Origin of the sequence: Sinorhizobium alkalisoli (assembly GCF_008932245.1) — a bacterium.
Lineage (GTDB): Bacteria > Pseudomonadota > Alphaproteobacteria > Rhizobiales > Rhizobiaceae > Sinorhizobium > Sinorhizobium alkalisoli.
On the sequence record NZ_CP034911.1, the window covers coordinates 265,518 to 283,312 of the forward strand.

At 58.6% G+C, this 17,795-nt stretch carries 16 protein-coding genes; 5 read left to right on the forward strand and 11 right to left on the reverse strand.

Annotated features, from left to right (window positions below; all coding sequences use genetic code 11):
- Positions 1-43: 43 nt before the first annotated feature.
- The 8 genes from EKH55_RS28325 to EKH55_RS28360 form a co-directional block, all read right to left on the reverse strand.
- The gene (locus EKH55_RS28325) at positions 44-955 is read right to left on the reverse strand and encodes an ArgP/LysG family DNA-binding transcriptional regulator (RefSeq protein WP_069457481.1); all 912 of its coding nucleotides are present in this window, start codon (positions 953-955) and stop codon (positions 44-46) included.
- A 110-nt stretch (positions 956-1,065) separates the two neighbouring features.
- Complete coding sequence (locus EKH55_RS28330) at positions 1,066-1,386, reverse strand: DMT family transporter (protein WP_069457480.1); 321 nt, start codon at positions 1,384-1,386, stop codon at positions 1,066-1,068.
- 88 nt (positions 1,387-1,474) lie between these two features.
- Entirely contained in the window at positions 1,475-2,686 is a 1,212-nt protein-coding gene (locus EKH55_RS28335) for a trans-sulfuration enzyme family protein (protein WP_069457479.1), read from the reverse strand.
- 38 nt (positions 2,687-2,724) lie between these two features.
- Positions 2,725-3,414: an ABC transporter permease gene (locus EKH55_RS28340; protein WP_151614002.1), complete on the reverse strand. Its 690-nt coding sequence runs from the start codon at positions 3,412-3,414 to the stop codon at positions 2,725-2,727.
- An 11-nt stretch (positions 3,415-3,425) separates the two neighbouring features.
- Positions 3,426-4,148: an ABC transporter permease gene (locus tag EKH55_RS28345; protein ID WP_069457477.1), complete on the reverse strand. Its 723-nt coding sequence runs from the start codon at positions 4,146-4,148 to the stop codon at positions 3,426-3,428.
- A 66-nt stretch (positions 4,149-4,214) separates the two neighbouring features.
- Positions 4,215-4,976 (reverse strand): transporter substrate-binding domain-containing protein, encoded by a 762-nt coding sequence (locus EKH55_RS28350; RefSeq protein WP_069457500.1) that lies wholly within the window; start codon positions 4,974-4,976, stop codon positions 4,215-4,217.
- A gap of 37 nt (positions 4,977-5,013) precedes the next feature.
- Positions 5,014-5,796, reverse strand: a complete 783-nt coding sequence (locus EKH55_RS28355; RefSeq protein ID WP_069457476.1) for an ABC transporter ATP-binding protein — start codon at positions 5,794-5,796, stop codon at positions 5,014-5,016.
- A gap of 184 nt (positions 5,797-5,980) precedes the next feature.
- The gene (locus EKH55_RS28360) at positions 5,981-6,667 is read right to left on the reverse strand and encodes a B3/B4 domain-containing protein (RefSeq protein ID WP_192803894.1); all 687 of its coding nucleotides are present in this window, start codon (positions 6,665-6,667) and stop codon (positions 5,981-5,983) included.
- A gap of 43 nt (positions 6,668-6,710) precedes the next feature.
- Between EKH55_RS28360 and EKH55_RS28365 the strand changes: the two genes are divergently transcribed.
- Positions 6,711-7,334, forward strand: coding sequence for a helix-turn-helix domain-containing protein (locus EKH55_RS28365; RefSeq protein ID WP_069457475.1), 624 nt, complete (start codon positions 6,711-6,713; stop codon positions 7,332-7,334).
- Here the strand turns inward: EKH55_RS28365 and EKH55_RS30415 are convergent.
- Positions 7,275-7,418, reverse strand: a complete 144-nt coding sequence (locus EKH55_RS30415; protein ID WP_420836192.1) for a hypothetical protein — start codon at positions 7,416-7,418, stop codon at positions 7,275-7,277. The two genes, EKH55_RS28365 and EKH55_RS30415, sit on opposite strands and share 60 nt — an antisense overlap.
- Between EKH55_RS30415 and EKH55_RS28370 the strand changes: the two genes are divergently transcribed.
- Positions 7,356-8,591, forward strand: a complete 1,236-nt coding sequence (locus EKH55_RS28370) for a PLP-dependent transferase (protein ID WP_083265253.1) — start codon at positions 7,356-7,358, stop codon at positions 8,589-8,591. The genes EKH55_RS30415 and EKH55_RS28370 overlap by 63 nt on opposite strands.
- Before the next feature lie 45 nt (positions 8,592-8,636).
- Here the strand turns inward: EKH55_RS28370 and EKH55_RS28375 are convergent, their stop codons facing one another.
- Positions 8,637-9,989 (reverse strand): sigma-54 interaction domain-containing protein, encoded by a 1,353-nt coding sequence (locus tag EKH55_RS28375; protein WP_069457473.1) that lies wholly within the window; start codon positions 9,987-9,989, stop codon positions 8,637-8,639.
- Between the two features lie 254 nt (positions 9,990-10,243).
- Between EKH55_RS28375 and EKH55_RS28380 the strand changes: the two genes are divergently transcribed.
- The 3 genes from EKH55_RS28380 to acs all read left to right on the forward strand — a co-directional run bounded on the left by EKH55_RS28380 (position 10,244) and on the right by acs (position 15,007).
- Positions 10,244-11,071, forward strand: a complete 828-nt coding sequence (locus tag EKH55_RS28380; RefSeq protein ID WP_069457498.1) for an alpha/beta fold hydrolase — start codon at positions 10,244-10,246, stop codon at positions 11,069-11,071.
- Positions 11,072-11,084: 13 nt separating this feature from the next.
- A complete protein-coding gene (locus EKH55_RS28385; protein ID WP_069457472.1) occupies positions 11,085-12,707 on the forward strand; it encodes an MFS transporter in 1,623 nt (540 codons plus the stop codon).
- A 344-nt stretch (positions 12,708-13,051) separates the two neighbouring features.
- Complete coding sequence (gene acs, locus EKH55_RS28390) at positions 13,052-15,007, forward strand: acetate--CoA ligase (protein WP_069457471.1); 1,956 nt, start codon at positions 13,052-13,054, stop codon at positions 15,005-15,007.
- Between the two features lie 230 nt (positions 15,008-15,237).
- On the opposite strand, the gene EKH55_RS28395 is transcribed toward acs, so the two are convergent.
- Positions 15,238-17,052 (reverse strand): methyl-accepting chemotaxis protein, encoded by a 1,815-nt coding sequence (locus EKH55_RS28395; RefSeq protein ID WP_069457470.1) that lies wholly within the window; start codon positions 17,050-17,052, stop codon positions 15,238-15,240.
- Positions 17,053-17,795 lie beyond the last annotated feature (743 nt).

Below are 17,795 nucleotides of genomic sequence, written 5' to 3' on the forward strand. Positions count from 1 at the left end.
GCAATCCGTAGAGCCGCTGGAGGACCTGCAATAACACTGACATCTATGAAATTCCGTCCAGTTTGAGGCTTTGCTGCGCAAGGCGAACGATGGTCGCGGTCAGCCCCTCCAGCTGGCGGACTGCCACGCGATGAACCTGCCATTGCACCGGCAAGTCGAAGCCTGTCCCTGTAATCAATTCTGTCAGAGTGCCCGACCTGAGATGGGCCGCAGCAAGGTGAAGCGGGACGATGCCCCATCCGAGGCCTGCGAGAGCTGCATCGAAGATGCTTGCGCGCGAGGGCAGGCGATGCACCGGGAACTCGACATCATCGCCGAGCGCAACTTTGACCCATCGCTTCGGCAAGGGGTCGGTCGGCCCCAGGGCCAGTCCAGGCGCTTTGACCATCACCTCGGGGATTGCCCCTTGCGGAAAATGGCGGCTGCTATAGTCCGGTGTTGCCACGGCTACGAGGCGCAGGCGGCCCAACGAACTACTGTCGTGATCCTCAAGCCGTTCCTCGCCTAAGGTGACTGCAGCGACAACCTCGTCAGCTCGCAGCCTTTCTAGCGTCGGAATGGTCTCATTCAGAACCAGGTCGACGAGAAACGGTGCACATCGCACGAAGTCGGAGACGGCATCCAGGATCCAGCTCCCGAGCCACTCCGGATTGGCGGCAATCCTGATGGTCATGCGTTCAGGCAGTGAGCCAGGACCGATGAGACTGGGCATGCTGGTGGCCAATTGGCGCTCGAGCAGTTCGACGCGCTCGAAATGGTGGACGAGCCGCGCACCCGCTGTGGTGGCGGAACAGGGACTTCCTCTGACGATCAGCGCGACGCCGAGACGTTGCTCCAGCTGCTTGACCCGCTGCGACACAGCTGATTGCGTAACCTTCAGTTCGCGCGCTGCCTTGTCGAAGCTGCCCAATCTGATGACGCAAACGACGGCCTTGACTGCCTGGTAGTCCATCATCGCTCGAGTCCAGCCTGAATTTGAAGAATGGCGAAGTTTGTTCTTGTCTGGGCTTAGGGCGTGAAATCGGTGACACCGCACCGCGCGAACGACCGCCGCAAGCCTTCTTTTCATCCTGCGTTCGACAGCTTCATCATCAGAAGACCTGAGACTATCATGGCGCCGGCGAGAATGCGCATTGGGGCAGCTGGCTCGTTCAAGACCAGGACGCCAAGCAGGAACGACCCGACGGCTCCAATCCCAGTCCAGACGGTGTAGGCGGTGCCAAGCGGAAGAACCCGCATCGAGAATGAAAGCAGCACACCGCTTGCAATCATTGCGGTGACCGTGATTGCGGACGGAACGAGCAGTGTGAAGCCTTCGGACTTTTTCATATAGAAGGCCCAGACCACTTCGAGCAGCCCGGCGATGAGCAGAATAATCCAATGCATAGTGTGTTTCCTTGAGAACGTCGCTGACATAGCGGGAAGATCCCGACGAGAGGGCTTCCCGCTGCACCTGGCGTCTGAACTCGCGTCTTCAGGACCGGTCGAAGGTCTCGTCGAGAGCGTTTTTGATATCGGCGATGAGGTCCTCGGGATCCTCCAGGCCGATGGAAAGACGCAGATGTCCATATTTCTGGAAGTTCAGCGGATAGCGTTCGGCGCCTCCGCGGCCGCTCCCCCCGACGTGCACGATCAGGGTCTCGTCGTGACCGAGCGAGACCGCTGAGGTGATCACCTTCAGATTGGAAACGAAACGGTTCTGGGCGTCCGGGTCCCCCTCAACCGCAAAGGCCATGACGCCGCCATAACCCTTGCCTGCAAATTGAGCCTTTGCGAGTTGGTGCTGGTCGTGGCTTTCGAGCCCGGGATAGGTGACGTAGGCAACCCGCTTGTCCTGGGCAAGGTAATGCGCAACGACCTGTGCGGTGGCAAACTGCTGCCTGAGGCGCAAGGGAAGCGTGACCGAGCCGCGGGTGATCAGCCAGGCATTGAAGGGGGAGATCGTTCCGCCGAGATCGACAAGGGCGTCCGCCTTGACATGATGGATGAGCTCCTTGGAACCGACCACCACACCGCCCATGGCATCACCATGGCCATTGATGTACTTGGTCAGGGAGTGGATGACGAGATCGGCGCCGAGCGCCAGCGGCCGGAAAAAGGGGGGAGGCGTAAAGGTGGAGTCGACCGACAGAAGCGCGCCAGCCTGCCTGGCTATGGAGACCAGTGTCGCGATATCGGCAACCTTTGTGGTCGGATTGGCGATCGTTTCCGTATGGATCAGCTTCGTGTTGGGCCGGACGGCGGCTCTGACTGCCTCCATGTCGCCCATATCGACGAAGGTTGCCTCAATCTTGTAGCGCTGTGGCAAGAGCTCGGCGAAGAGCCGCCAGACGGCTTCATACGTGACATCGCCGACGATCACATGATCGCCGCTTTTCAGGAAGGTGAAGAACACGGCGTGAAGGGCAGCGACACCGGTTGCGAAAACGGCTGCGTCCTCTCCACCTTCCATGGCCGCCAGCTTGCGCTGCAGGCAGATCTGGTTATGACCGGAATTGCGTGTATAGGAAGGCGCCTCCGTGTCCGACCAATCCATGGTCGAGGGGTCGTAGGGCAGAAGATAGGAATTGGCCATGACGATTGGTGTGCGGATCGCGCCGGAGGTCTTGTCGATCTCGTTGCCGCCATGCACCGAAAGCGTGTTGAAGGAGAGCGTCGAAAGCTCGTGTTTGTCTGGTATGGACATGTCGTGGGCCTCTGATTGTTCTGGGTTTAAGGGCCGCGCTAGCGGCGCGTCGGCACAGCATTTTCGAGCTTCTGGAAGGCCCGGGTGATGAGAAAGGTCAGACCGACATAGAAGAGGGTGACGAGGAGCAGCGGTTCATAGACAAGCAGCGTGTCCTGGCGGATCTTGTAGGCGGCGCCATAGAGGTCCATGACCGTCACCGAAAACACGATCGGTGTGGCCTTGAGCTGAAGGACCACTTCTCCGGCGAAGGTGGGCAAGCCGATGCGGATCGCACGAGGAAGCCAGATCCGGCGCAGGATCGTGGCTGGCGACATACCAACAGCGCGAGCAGCCTCAAGTTCAACCTTCGGAACCGCCAACATGGCGCCTCTGAGGATCTCACCTTGATAGGCTGCAAAATTCAGCGTCAAAGCAAAGGCGGCGAAAAACAGGCCTTCTCGCAATATCGGCCACAGGAAACTTGTCCTCAGTCCCGGTACGTAAGGCAGATACGTGCCCAGGCCGTAGTAAATGAGCCAGAGCTGAATCAGAAGCGGTGTGCCGCGGAAGAACGTGCAGTATCCCTTCGCAAGCCAGCGTGCGCCGGGGCTCTTGCCCACCTGGGCAATCGCAAGGAAGATCGCCAGGCCAAAGCCGCAGGTCACCGAGATCACAAGCAGCAGGCAGGTGAGGAAAGCACCCTGCAGAATGAGATCGCGGTAGGGGAAAATCCAGCTGAAATCCATGTCTGGCTCCCTTACACAACCGGTCTTTGTCCGCGACGGAAGTAGGCTTCCAGCGCAGCGAAGAGCATGTTCGAGACTATGGTGATGACGAGGTAGAGCACCGCCGCAGCCAGAAAGAACACCATGTATTCCTTGGTGTTGCTTGCTGCGACGCGCGCGGCAAGCGCCAGTTCCTGGTAACCGACGACGGCGATCAATGCACTGTCCTTGATGACCGACATCCAGAGATTGGCAAAGCCCGGCAGCGCGTTCGGGATGAGGCCTGGCAAGACGATCCTGCGGAAGCGCAACGCCGGACGCATTCCGAACGCTTTCGCGGCTTCCAGTTGCCCGACAGGGATTGCAAGGATTGCGCCGCGCAGCACCTCGGTCATGTAGGCACCCTGCACAAAGCCAAGGACCGCAATAGCCGCGATAAGACCGTTGATTTCGATAGGTCCCAGTCCCGCCCAGGCGAGGATACGGTTCAGGCCGTCTGTTCCGGCGTAATAGAGGGCAACGATCAAAATCAGCTCGGGTACGGCACGAATGATCGTGGTATAGGCATTAAGCAGGAGTTGGAGCGGCCGAAACCCACTCAGTTTTCCGAGCGCGCCGAACAGTCCGATTAGCATCCCGACCAGATATGCTCCGGACGAGATCAGGACAGTGGCCAGGGCACCCGCAAGGAGCACGCCTCCCCAGCCAGGAGGCGCGATGGACAGAAGATCCAGCGCTGAATGTGGGGGGTTCATGGGAAGCCTTCCAGTCAGGGCAGGGATCGCCGCACAGCTGTGTGGCGATCCGCAACCGCCTTGGTCTCAATAGGGGTCGTAGTCGAAGTACTTCTTGCTGAATTCGGCATACTTGCCGCTGTGCCTGACGGCCTTGATGGCGGCGTTCAGTCTTTCGCGCAGCGCGTCGTCGCCCTTGCGCACACCACCGCCGACCCCTGCGCCGAGGATGGTGTCGTCCGGCTCGACATTGCCCTTGTACTCGCAGCACTCTTCTCCAAGATCGGTCTTCAGGAACTCCTTGAGCGGGCCAGTGTCGGCAAAGACGTAGTCGATGCGTCCGGAGGCAAGGTCCTGGAAAGACTCATCGACCGTCGCATAGCTCTTCTCGCTCGCGACGTCGGCAAAGTGTTTCTTGAAATAGGCGGATTGGGTGGTCGAGACGGCAATGCCCACCGTCTTGTCCTTCAGCTCCTTAGCCGTGACCCCCATGGCGCCGTCCTTCGGGCCGATCATCCCCGCCAGCGCCGAATAGTACTTGTCGGTGAAGTCGATCCGCTTCTTGCGCTCGTCGGTGATTGACATGGAGGACCAGATCACATCGATCTTCTTGCTTTCCAGCGCCGGAATGAGGCCATCCCAGGCAACGTCGACGATCGTGCATTTTTCCTTCAGCTCCTCACAGACGGCGTCCATCAGGTCGATCTCCCAGCCGATCGCCTTGCCGGAGGCGTCCTTGGTCGTGTAAGGCGGATAGGCCTCGTTGACGATGCCAAAGCGGATGTCGGCATACGCATCTGCCGCCATCATGAAGACGGCGATGGCCAGCGCTTTTCCCAGGTGCTTCATTTGCATTCCCCTTTTTGCTGTTGAAAAGATTGAGTGGTCAGTGCGAACCGGCTGCAACGAATTCTCTGCAGCGAGCGCTCGTGGGCGCGCCGAAGACCTGAGCGGGGGAACCTTCCTCCTCAACCTGGCCCTGGTGCAGAAACATGACGCGTGTCGAGACATCGCGAGCGAACTTCATCTCGTGGGTGACCATGATCATGGTGCGACCCTCCTCGGCGAGGCCGCGGATGACCTTGAGCACCTCCCCGACGAGTTCGGGATCAAGGGCCGATGTCGGCTCATCGAACAGCATGACGGCGGGATCAACGCAGAGTGCGCGAGCGATGGACGCGCGTTGCTGTTGTCCGCCTGACAGGAAGGCCGGGTAGGCATCCCTTTTGTCGTAAAGACCGACCTTGGCCAGCAGTGCTTCGGCCTTCTCGATGGCTATGGCCCGCTCGACCCCGAGCACATGTACCGGCGCTTCGATGACGTTCTGAAGGATGGTCATGTGCTGCCAGAGGTTGAAACTCTGGAAGACCATGCCCAGGCCGGTTCTCAGCCTTTCGATTTGGCGCCAGTTGGAGGGTTGCGATTTTCCGCCGCGCCCGCTTCGGAACGCGACTTCTTCGCCATTGATGCGGAAGGAACCACAATCCGGAATCTCAAGGAAGTTGATGCAGCGCAGGAAGGTGCTCTTGCCCGAACCTGACGATCCAATGATCGAGACGACATCGCCTTTCTCGGCCGAGAGGGAAACGCCCTTCAGGACCTTATGGGCTCCGTAGCTCTTGTGAACATCACTCACGACCAGAGCGGGCGGGTGTTTCTCAGTGCGCATTGTTCCTCCTTTGCGATGCGACGAGTGCCCGCTCCTCCGGGCAAAGCTTCGCCGCCGCCGCGACGCCGCGACGTAATTTTTCTTTCGTGTCAGCGAATGACGCCGGTTGTCAGCTGCCTTCCACCCCCAGCCAGCGGCCACCGGTCAATATACTGACTTTCGCCACTTGCTCCGTAGGCGCCAGCTATGCTGGGAGAAGGTTCTGCCTATAGACGTCGCACCCCGGCGCCAGTTGCCGAAGGCCGCTCACCAGCATGTTGGCCGCTTCCTCAAGCGCCTCCTCTGGCATCGTTTCGAGACTCTCCAGGATGAACCACATTCGACCACCGATGGAATCCAGGCGCGTGCGCGTTCCCTGTCGCCAATTCCACCGGCGGCATGTCACGCCGATATCGTCGCGCCAGATCACCTCACCAACGGACGGATGTTCGATGATTGCCTCGCCATTCGCGACCGTGTCGAAGGCTTCCGTACCGTCGGCAATCGCCAGCCGCGGCTTGCCGACATAGGCATCAAAATTCTCGCCCCCGACGGGCACGGCAAAACGCAGGCTGACGGCATTGTAGAGGTCGACCAACGGATTGATGGTGGGTAGGCGACCGTCCTTTTCAACCCGCTTCTTCAGCGCCTGTGCAGAGCACGGCGTCCGGTTGGGCTTGGCCCCGAAACGGCTATAGACGTCTGCCCAACTGGCAAGATGGGCGTCGCCCCATTGTGGTCCACCGGCGCGTACGAAGTCACAGGCTTCCCCCAGGACGTCGCGCGCCATTGGCCCGCGGGTCGGATCGCTGGCATCAACCAAGATGCTGATCGCACGGAAATCCGGCGCTATTTCTGCGATAGACCTGTCGATGAGCGGAAAATCCAACATGCCCTCTAGCTCCCATTGACCAATTTAGTCTATAATACCGACCATGGAAAAGAAAGTCAATATATCGACCGAAACGGTCGCTGATGTCGAGCGCGTCAGCGCAACCGTCTCGCAGAACCTGAAAACCTTCAGGCGCCAGAGCGGCCTGACGCTGGACGAACTGTCCCGGAAGTCCGGCGTGAGCAAGGGCATGCTGGTCGAGATCGAGAAGGGAACAGCCAATCCGAGCATCGCCACGCTGTGCCGGGCCGCCACCGCCTTGGGCGTGTCGGTTGCGGATTTCGTCGGGGTGGCGTCGAGTGTTCCTGTTCGCATAGTCCCAGCACAGGACGCATCGACCCTGTGGCACGGTCCGAAGGGCGGAAGCGCAACACTTCTCGTTGGAACCAACGGGCCGGACGAGATCGAGCTGTGGCGCTGGACGCTTTTCCCGGGCGAGATATTTGAATCTCCCGGCCATTCGCCCGGCACACTCGAGCTCATTAACGTCGAAACGGGTGAGCTCACCCTGAAGTTCGCAGACAGCGAGCACTTGGTTCACGCGGGTTCATCCGTTCTGGCGCGAACCGAAGACAAGCACGCCTACATGAATTGTGGAAACGATGAACTACGGTTCGTAATGGCTGTGGCGGAACTGCAGCGACCTCGGGTGAGGACGGGTCTTTAGCGATCGACGATCGGGGCGCAGATGAGCAGCAAGATAACGAGAAACCAGCCAGTTTCGGGCAAGGCCTCGCCTGACGTCAATGATCTCGGCTTTTCGACCCGCTCCATACATGAGCCGTTCCCGTCTACTGCGATTGCGTCCCTTCGCAGTGGACCATCGGCTTCTGTCTGCGGTCGGACCACACTTGTCCATCCAGGCGGTGCGGACAAAGACCGTTCGGCGACATGGCTGCTCGAGCACAAGCTTGCCCGTCTTGAAGGAGCGGAGGCCGGTCTTGTCCTCTCCTCAGGTCTGGTTGCCTTTCGCACGCTTGCCCGGTCATTTCTTGCTGCCGGAGACGAGATTATTGTTCACAGGCCGGTCTGCACCGACACAGCGTACCTAATGCTGGAGATTGTTTCGGCGGTCGGCGCAAAGCTGGTCGCGGTGGATCTTTCAGAGCCGAGCGCGATCGGCCGTTCGATAACCGAACGGACAAGATTAGTGTATTTCGATACGCCCACCAATCCACTGAACAGCGTTCTGGATGTCTCAGCCATTTCTGAACACGCTCACGCGTTCGGCCTCAAGGTGGCAGTTGACAGCACATTTGCAACGCCGGCCCTCCAAAGGCCGCTTGGACATGGGGCGGACATCGTGCTGCACTCGCTGTCGAAATACATGAACGGGCACGGTGATACGGTCGGCGGCGCATTACTCGGGACGGCGGCGGATATTCGAAAATTGCGCAATGAAAGCCTGCGCGAGCGCCATGACACCATCATCTCGCCGCAAGCTGCGTTCCTGATCCTGCGCGGGCTAAGTACTCTGGCGCTCAGAATGAATCAGCATTGCAACACCGCGCACGTCCTTGCTCTGACACTGGAGGCCCATCCCTCGGTTGCCTGGGTGAGATATCCTTTCCTCACGTCACATCCCGATCATGAAATTGCACGCCGCCAGATGTCGGGCGGCTCGGGGATGCTCGCCTTTGGGCTTGAGACGGGCCCGGAGGGCGCCACGGCAATGATTAAGAGACTGAGCCTGATCAGGTCAGGCGGAGATTTAGCGGAGGTCGGTAGCTTCATCTGCGGTTCAGCTCGGCTCACCAATGCCCGTCATCTGTCTCTTGCCGGCAGCCAATTCTGCGTCAACCTTGGCGAGGACGTCATACGATGCTCGGTTGGCCTCGAGGACGCCGAGGATCTCGTTGAAGATCTTCTGACCGCGCTCGAATTTGGACAGCCTGATTCCGACCAACCGGACCTCAGGCGCTAGATCGCATTCGGCGGCTTAAACCTTGCGCGACTGAAGGGCGACTTGCTAGGCGGGGCTTTGCTCTTTCAACAGTCGATAGAGTTGAGCGCGGCTGATGCCGAGCACTTCGGCTGCTCGTTGCTTGTTGCCTCCGGCCTGCATTAGGGCGGCGCGAAGGGCTGCATGGGCTTCGGATTTCATGCGGCTCTTCAAGTCGCTCTTCGCGTCCACAGAGGGAGACCGATGGCGATAATCGAGCGATGCAGTGGATATATGCCCCGTCACGATCATGCGCGTGAGGGCATTCTCCAATTCCCGGACGTTACCCGGCCACGTATGAGCGACAAGCCGATCATGATCCTCAGCTGTCAATACTGGCGCCGGTACGGACAGCCGCGTGGCGATGCGTGCAAGGAGGTGTTCGGCAAGATGAGCCAGATCGCCCCTTTCTCTCAGGGCCGGAACCTCGATCGGCAGAACGTTCAGCCGGTGATATAGGTCCTCGCGAAAACGCCCCGTCTGCACCAGTTCGACGAGTGGCTTGTTGGTAGCGCAGATGATGCGAAGATCGATGCCGACCGGGTTGGTGCCGCCGACGCGGACGATCTCCCCGGTCTGGAGCACGCGCAGAAGACTGCCCTGCAGGGCGAGCGGCATGTCGCCAATCTCGTCAAGGAAGAGAACGCCGCCAGTCGCCAGTTCGAACTTGCCAGGTTTACCTTGGCTGCGCGCACCCGTGAAAGCCCCGCCCTCATAGCCGAAAAGCTCTGCTTCGATAAGTTCGCTGGGAATGGATGCGCAGTTGACCCACACGAATGGCCCGGTAGAGCGGTCCGACAAGGAATGGATTGCCTGCGCGGCCAGTTCCTTGCCGGTGCCTGTCTCGCCGCAGATGAGAACCGGCAGATCATACGCGGCCGCCAGTTTAAGTGCGTCGCGATGCGCTTCCATCAACGGACCAGTCCCGATGACATCGTCGAGACCGAACTTCGACTGCCAAGCTTTCGGCTTCGAAGGGATGGCGAGTTCCGCCTTCGAAATCCGGCCGTAGGTTTTTTTTAGGGCATCGTAGTCGGAGAACAGCGCCAGACCCACGGCGCCGATGATCCTTCCGTCCTTGTGCACAGGGACCTGCTTCGTCACCAGCTTATGGCCGCGCACTTCGAGCGGATAACCAATATGAGTGCCGATACCCCGCGCGACGAAATGAAGTCTGGTTTGCGGCCCCACCACATCGGTGATGTGCCGTCCGAGAAATTCCTCGGCCTCACCGCCAAGGAGGCGGCAATAGGGGTCGTTGATCAGGACGATCGTTCCTTCCGTGTCGACGGCGACAAGGCAATCGGAAACGTGATCGAGGACAAGCCGGAGGAATCCGGCTTCCTCGGAAGAACCTGCTAGCCATTCGGGAAGGGTCATATCAGCTGCCTGACTATTACTGGGATATCGCAAATCGCATGTTAGCGGGTTTTGTCTCAGATGCGAGAATTTTTGTGCCGCAAACGAGACAAAGAGATGGAGCTGACCTGGTCAGCAAGACAGTGGCAATCCACCTTCCATTCCCAATAATCGTTTGTCTTGAGGGTGTTAGATTGAGCAAGACTGGCATACGTGGAACTGGCCCATGGCTTGCGATGCTCCTTGGCGTAAAAACCGAAAGGGGAGCAGATATCATGCATACAGAAACAATAGAGATAGGCGATACGATCGTCCGGGTGTCGGGCGCGGGCAAACCGCTCGTCTTCGTGCACGGATTTACGACGACCGCGGAATTCTGGCGCGGGCAGGTCGAGGCCTTCTCATCCCGCTACAAAGTCATCCGTATCAACCTGCCGGGGCACGGCGTGTCGCCAAGGCCTGCCGGTCGCAGCTATACCATCGACGCCTTCGCAAACGACGTGCTCGAAGTCTTCCGCAAGCTCGACATCCGCCAGGCCGTCCTTGTCGGCCTCTCCATGGGCGGAACGATCGCACAAAACTTTACGCTGGCGCATCCGGAGCGCGTACAGGCGTTGGTGCTCGTCGGAGCGACGCCGCACGGGCTCGGAGAGGACGTTAATGTCGATAACGTTCTGAAGGCGATCGACGACCTCGGCGTCGTCCAGGCCAGCCAGAACGTCATCGATCGGTCGTTCGGCAGCGCGGCCAGTCAGGAACTCCTGAACTTTGCCAGGCAGGAGGTCGCACGGACCCCCGATTTCGTGGCGCGCGAAGCGATCGCGTCACTGAATGCATCTGACAGCCGTTCGCGTCTTGGTGACATCAGGGTCCCGACCCTGGTGGTCGTCGGAAACGAGGATATCATCACGCCGCCGGCGGAGTCGGTGATCCTGGCTGAGGGCATACCGGACAGCAGGCTGGAGGTGGTCGAGAATGCGGGGCACTTCCCGATGCTCGAGCAGCCTCACAAATTCAATGAAATGCTGGCAGCATTTCTGCGGGCCTGTGAAGATCCGGTTTCTCAGGCGAGCGGCCAAGGCCTCTCGCAACATGCCATCTAGGGGAGGGCTCGAAATGTCTGTTCATGAACTTTCGTCTGGAACCGTAGCAAAGGCCGAGGGCCTCGACCGGAACACAAAACGCACGGTCTTCGCTGCTGCGCTCGGGACCGTTTTCGAGTGGTACGACTTCTTCATCTATGGGTCGCTTGCCGCATTCTTCAGTACGCTGTTCTTCCCCAAGGGTAACGAGACCGCGGCACTTCTTGCGGCACTTGCGACCTTTGGCGCCGGCTTTGTCCTTCGGCCCTTCGGCGCGGTCGTCTTTGGACGGCTAGGCGACCTCGTCGGCCGGAAAAAGACCTTCCTCGTCACCATGCTGGTCATGGGCCTTGCAACGGCTGCCATCGGTCTCTTGCCGACCTACGAATCGATAGGCTGGGCTGCCCCTGCATTGCTGGTGGCCTTGCGTCTTCTCCAGGGATTGGCTGTGGGTGGCGAGTTCGGCGGCGCCGTGACCTATGTTGCCGAGCACGCCGATCACAATCAACGTGGTTTAACGACCAGCTGGATCCAGATCACGGCGACGCTCGGTCTCTTCCTGTCGTTGCTCGTGATTGTGCTGTGCCGCAGCTCGATGTCGCCCGAAGCCTTTGCAAGCTGGGGCTGGCGCTTGCCTTTCGTCGGCTCGATCGTGCTTCTGGTTGTTTCGCTCTACATCCGACTGAAGCTGCATGAGTCGCCAGTGTTCCAGGAGATGAAGGCACAGGGTAAGGGCTCGAAGAATCCGATCGCCGAAACCCTCGGTGATAGTCGGAATCTTCGGCTGATTATGGTTGCGATCTTTGGTGTCGTCGCAGGCCAGGCAGTTATCTGGTACACAGGCCATTTCTACAGCCTCTACTTCATGACGACGACACTGAAGATGACGCATGATCAGGCCAACTTTTACCTCCTGATCGCGCTGACGCTCGGCACGCCCTTTTTCCTTTTCTTCGGCTGGCTTTCCGATCGGATCGGACGCAAATGGATTGTCGTGACAGGTTGCGCACTGTCGGCGTTCCTGATCATGCCACTCTTCCAGGCGCTGGGGACCTACGGCAACCCCACCCTTGCAGAGTTCCGCGCTAAGACCTCGGTCACGCTCGCTGGAAATGACTGCGACCACGACCAATCCTTCGTCGGGCAATTGTTCAGTCCCCAGGCGACGACTGATTGCCAGAAGGCGAAGGCGCTTCTGACAGCCCGGGCGGTCCCCTACACGGTCAAGACCGATGCAGAACCCCTGCGGGTTCAAGTGAACGGCGGCGAGGCGAAGCCGTATAACGAAGCCGAACTGCTCGCGGCTTTGACTGCAACTGGCTTGCCTGATCCGAAAGCACCCGTTCAACCGAACGGACCCGCAGTGATCGGCATCTTGTTCTGCCTCGTGTTCCTGGCCACGATGGTGTACGGCCCTCTCGGAGCGCTTCTTGTGGAGCTCTTCCCTGTCCGTATCCGCTATAGTGGTGTTTCCGTCGCCTTGCAGCTCGGGAACGGCTGGATCGGGGGATTCGCTCCCTTTGTCGCGACGGCGGTGGTGATCGCCACCGGCAACATCTTCGGTGGACTTTGGTACACCGTAGCGTTTGCCGGACTGACGGCCGTGATCGGTGCGCTTCTCCTGCCTGAAACGCGAGGCCGCGATCTGAACAGCTGACGCGGCGAAGTGGTTCACTCGGCAAGTCGACTGTCAAGTCACCTGGTTTCCTGAGACACCAACAGATCGACGTAGACGAAGTCCGGGCAACTCGCCCGGACTTCTCTTAGGGGTCCGCGGAACGCCCCGTCAAAAGAGTCTGATCAACTCACAAACTAGGCGGACCACGAGTTGAGCTCTGGCCGGTGCAGCCGCGGGCCCTGAAATGCTTGAGTATCTGCGAGGACATTCTGCGGCGGTCTCGTGCAGCGACCACAAAGCAAGCTGCAGGGGGCTCCTGAGATTCACCCTCCAATGAAGTGCCTGATGCTTCAGCAAAATCGCTAATTTATGAGGAGGAGTTCATGTCAGCCAAAACCTATCCGGTGCTGAAATCGGCAAAAGTTCGTGCCCTGATCGATGATGAGAAGTACCAGAAGTGGTATCAGGAGAGCATCGAGGATCCCGAGAAGTTCTGGGGCAAGCACGGCAAGCGGATCGACTGGTTCAAGCCCTACACGAAGGTCAAGAACACGTCCTTCAAGGGCAAGGTCCCGATCAAGTGGTTCGAGGACGGCCTGACCAACGTCTCCTACAACTGCATCGATCGGCACCTGAAGACGCATGGCGAACGCACCGCCATCATCTGGGAAGGCGACAACCCCTATATCGACAAGAAGATCACCTATAACGAGCTCTACGAGCACGTCTGCCGTATGGCGAACGTCCTCAAGAAGCACGGCGTGAAGAAGGGTGACCGCGTCACCATCTACATGCCGATGATCCCGGAAGCGGCTTATGCCATGCTCGCCTGCGCCCGCATCGGCGCGGTGCATTCGGTCGTCTTCGGTGGCTTCTCGCCAGAAGCGCTCGCAGGTCGCATCGTCGACTGTGAATCGACCTTCGTCATCACCTGCGACGAAGGCGTTCGTGGCGGCAAGCCGGTTCCGCTCAAGGAAAATACCGATACCGCGATCGACATTGCCGCCAAGCAGTATGTCATCGTCAACAAGGTGCTGGTGGTTCGCCGCACCGGCGGCAAGGTCGGCTGGGCGCCGGGCCGCGACATCTGGTATCATGAGGAAATTCATACGGTGAAGGCCGATTGCCAGCCGGCCAAGATGAAGGCGGAAGACCCGCTGTTCATCCTCTATACCTCCGGTTCGACCGGCAAGCCCAAGGGCGTGCTGCACACGACCGGCGGCTATCTCGTGTACGCGTCGATGACGCATGAATATGTGTTCGACTATCACGACGGGGACATCTACTGGTGCACGGCCGATGTCGGCTGGGTCACGGGACATTCCTACATCGTCTACGGACCGCTTTCGAACTGCGCGACGACGCTGATGTTCGAAGGCGTGCCGACCTTCCCGGATGCGGGCCGTTTCTGGGAGATCGTCGACAAGCACAAGGTCAACATCTTCTACACCGCGCCGACTGCGATCCGTTCGCTGATGGGTGCAGGCGACGAATACGTCAAACGGTCGGACCGCTCCACGCTGCGCCTGCTCGGTTCGGTCGGCGAGCCGACCAATCCGGAAGCCTGGGAATGGTACCACCGTGTCGTCGGCGACGAGCGTTGCCCGATCGTCGACACCTGGTGGCAGACGGAAACCGGCGGCATCATGATCACGCCGCTGCCGGGTGCGACCGCGCTGAAACCCGGTTCGGCCACACGACCCTTCTTCGGGGTCAAGCCGGAGCTGGTGGACAATGAGGGTCAAGTGCTGGAAGGCGCGACCGACGGCAACCTCTGCATCACCGACAGCTGGCCGGGCCAGGCCCGCTCCGTCTATGGCGATCACGATCGCTTCGTGCAGACCTACTTCTCCACCTACAAGGGCAAGTATTTCACGGGTGACGGCTGCCGCCGGGACGAAGACGGCTATTACTGGATCACGGGCCGCGTCGATGACGTCCTGAACGTTTCCGGTCACCGCCTGGGTACGGCGGAAGTCGAATCGGCGCTGGTCTCGCACCACCTCGTTTCCGAAGCAGCCGTTGTCGGCTACCCGCACACTATCAAGGGTCAGGGCATCTATTGCTATGTCACCCTGATGTCGGGGCATGAGGGCAATGATGCGCTCAGAGCCGATCTGGTGAAGCATGTGCGGACGGAAATCGGCCCGATCGCCACACCGGACAAGATCCAGTTCGCGCCCGGTCTGCCGAAGACGCGTTCCGGCAAGATCATGCGCCGTATCCTGCGCAAGATCGCCGAGGATGATTTCGGCGCGCTCGGCGATACCTCGACGCTCGCCGATCCGGCTGTCGTGGATGATCTGATCGCTAATCGTCAGAACAAGGTGCCACAGTGAACCCAACGTCACTGGTACATAAGGGAGAAGGGTAGTCACCATTGGCTCTTTTCATCCGACAAATTCCAGGACGCAATTGCACCTCCTATGGTTTCGCAGAACAATGCCTCGCAATTTGAGCGCTGTGTTGCCCCGTTGGTGGTCCACTGCCTCCGGCGGCACGAAGCCGTCGAAGGCAGTGAAGTTTCATTTGCGGTAAAAGCAGTTCATTCACCGAACGCGCTCGCGCGTTACGCAGCCTCAGAAAGAAGAGTGTCACGATTGCTGGCTTCGGTTTTGAAGTTGGCAATCAAGCTGAGCAGGCCTTCGGTATCAGTTGCCAAAGCCGCTGCAATTTCGGTCGATGCCTGCGCCATGGCAGCATTTTTCTGGGTTGCCACGTCAAGTTCATTGATCGAGCTTGCCACGCTGGAGAGTGTCGTGTCCTGTTCTTTGGCGCTACGGGCAATACTTGCTACGAATTCATCGGCTTCTTCTATCTGTCTCGATATGCGCTGGAGCGCCTGACCGGCATTGCCAACAAGGCTCACACCTTCGGTGACCTGAAGCGTCGACTTGGAGATTTGATCCTTGATCTCTTTCGCAGCAGAGGCTGAACGCTGTGCTAGCTCGCGCACTTCCTGGGCAACAACTGCGAAGCCCTTACCGCTCTCACCTGCTCGAGCGGCTTCGACGCCAGCGTTTAGTGCAAGGAGGTTGGTCTGGAACGCAATCTCATCGATGACACTGATGATATTGGAGATCTCTCTCGCAGAATGTTCGATTCCAGCCATCGCGCTGATTGCTTTCACGACAATTGCTTCGCTTTGGGTAGCTTCCTGGCTGATGGCGCTAACCTTGGCTGCTGCGCTATGCGCTCCCTGCGCTGTTTCCCGGACGGTAACCGCCAGTTCATCAATCGCAGCTGAAGCCTCTTCGAGGTTCGCTGCCTGAAGCTCGCTTCGGCGTGCAAGATCGGCTGACGCGCGATAAATTTCATCCTTGCTCATCGAAATGACCTGGCCTTTCTGGTTGACGACAGCCAAGGCCAGTTCGAGTTTCTCTATCGCAGTGTTGAAGTTCAAGCGCAGGGCAGCATATTTCTCGCCTAGATCAGCGCATCTGACGGTAAGGTCGCCGCGGGATAATGCTTCCAGTGCCCCACTGATCGTGGAAACAACATGCGCTTGGACCGATCGCTCAGCCTCTTCGAGCTGCAATCGCTGCTCCCGTTCGGCTTCTAGGGCGAGTTTGTTCTCGGCATCGCGACGCTCCAACTCCAGCCGCCTTCTCACTCTGTCTTGAAGGGTCTTGATCGAAGTGGCCATCATGCCGATTTCACTTGGCTGATCAGTGTAGGGAATTTGATAGGAGATGTCCTGTGCGGCTATTGCACCGAGCGCCTTGCGGATCTCCGAAAATGGCACCGTGATGCTTCTCAGCAAAGCAACTGCAATAGCCACGCTGACAGCAAGTACTGATAGGCCGATAATCGCAGCATTCTTGTAAATCTGGTAGTTCTTGCCGTCGATATCGTCCATATAGGTACCTGTCCCCAGCACGATCTGCCATGGCGCAAAATCCCGCGCATAAGCCGTTTTCACGACTTGTTCCTCGGCAGGAAGTCCCGGCTTTGGCCAGTAGTACTGCAATGATCCGCCCCCATTGCGAGCAAGCTCTATCAATGTTTTGACGACGGGGACCCCGTTTTTGTCCTTGGTGCCAATAAAGTTCGTCCCGACGTCCTTTTTGTCCGGCATCAATACGCGCACCCCATTGTAGTCGTACCCGAATATGTAGCCGGTTGGTTCAAAGCGGATCGCTTCAATTGCGTTGGCAGCCGAGGACAGGGCCGCTTCATGACTTAACGCTCCGGATTTCTCGGCTTCGTAGAAGTGATTCATGATCGAATAGGCAATATCCACTTGGCTCTTCAACGCCTCGATCCGCTCACCTGAGACATTGTCCATGGCGGTCTTGACCAGGCCGGCCGCCGTTATGGACAACGCGAATGCCAGGCCACAGATGAACAGAACCAGCTTATTCCGCATTGAAATATTACGCATCCTTCTCTCCGGGTATTGAACGGGTTTTAAGACTCTCGGGGCCTTACGATTATTGTTTGCCGCGCATTCCCTACTTGGATGCGTTGTCAACAGATCGAGCCCGACATGTTGTGGATTTGAGTTGCTAAGTATTAACAGTGTCATAGAGACGAGATCGACATGCATGGTTCGCGGCGTTATCTGGACAATGTTCGCAATATGGACAGAGATGGCGTGAATTGAGCCAGTGAGCGTTGACCGGTCGCATTTGCATCGTCATTTCAAAGAAATGGCTGTCGCCAGGTCGTATTCTTCGTCGAGCGGAATGAGTGGCGAGCTCCCCCGCCGGCTCGAACCGGCGGAGTTTCACTTGACGCTCCCGTTCGACGACGGTCGCCCGGCCGCAAACTCCAGGATCGGCTTGTGGGGATTCTTCCTCCAGCATCTCGCCTGAATGTTTCAGCGATGATACTGCGCGTCTCAAATGTGGGACATTCTGTGAGGAAACTGGATCCCGGAGAGGCGCTTTCCGACTCAATTACGCAATTATTTCAAAGTATTAATAAACGGTTTCGAACTGGCCTGAGGATTGCTGAACGATCTTCGACTGATTGATAGTTGGGGGTGGAAGACTGTGCGTCGCCTACCTCCGCGACTATTTGCTTGGCGGAGGGCGATTGTGCGGCTTGTTGAGATTGCTGCTACCGGATGTGGGCAGCCTGGGTTTCATGGTCGGTCCGGTCTAAATCAGGGCACACTCAAGC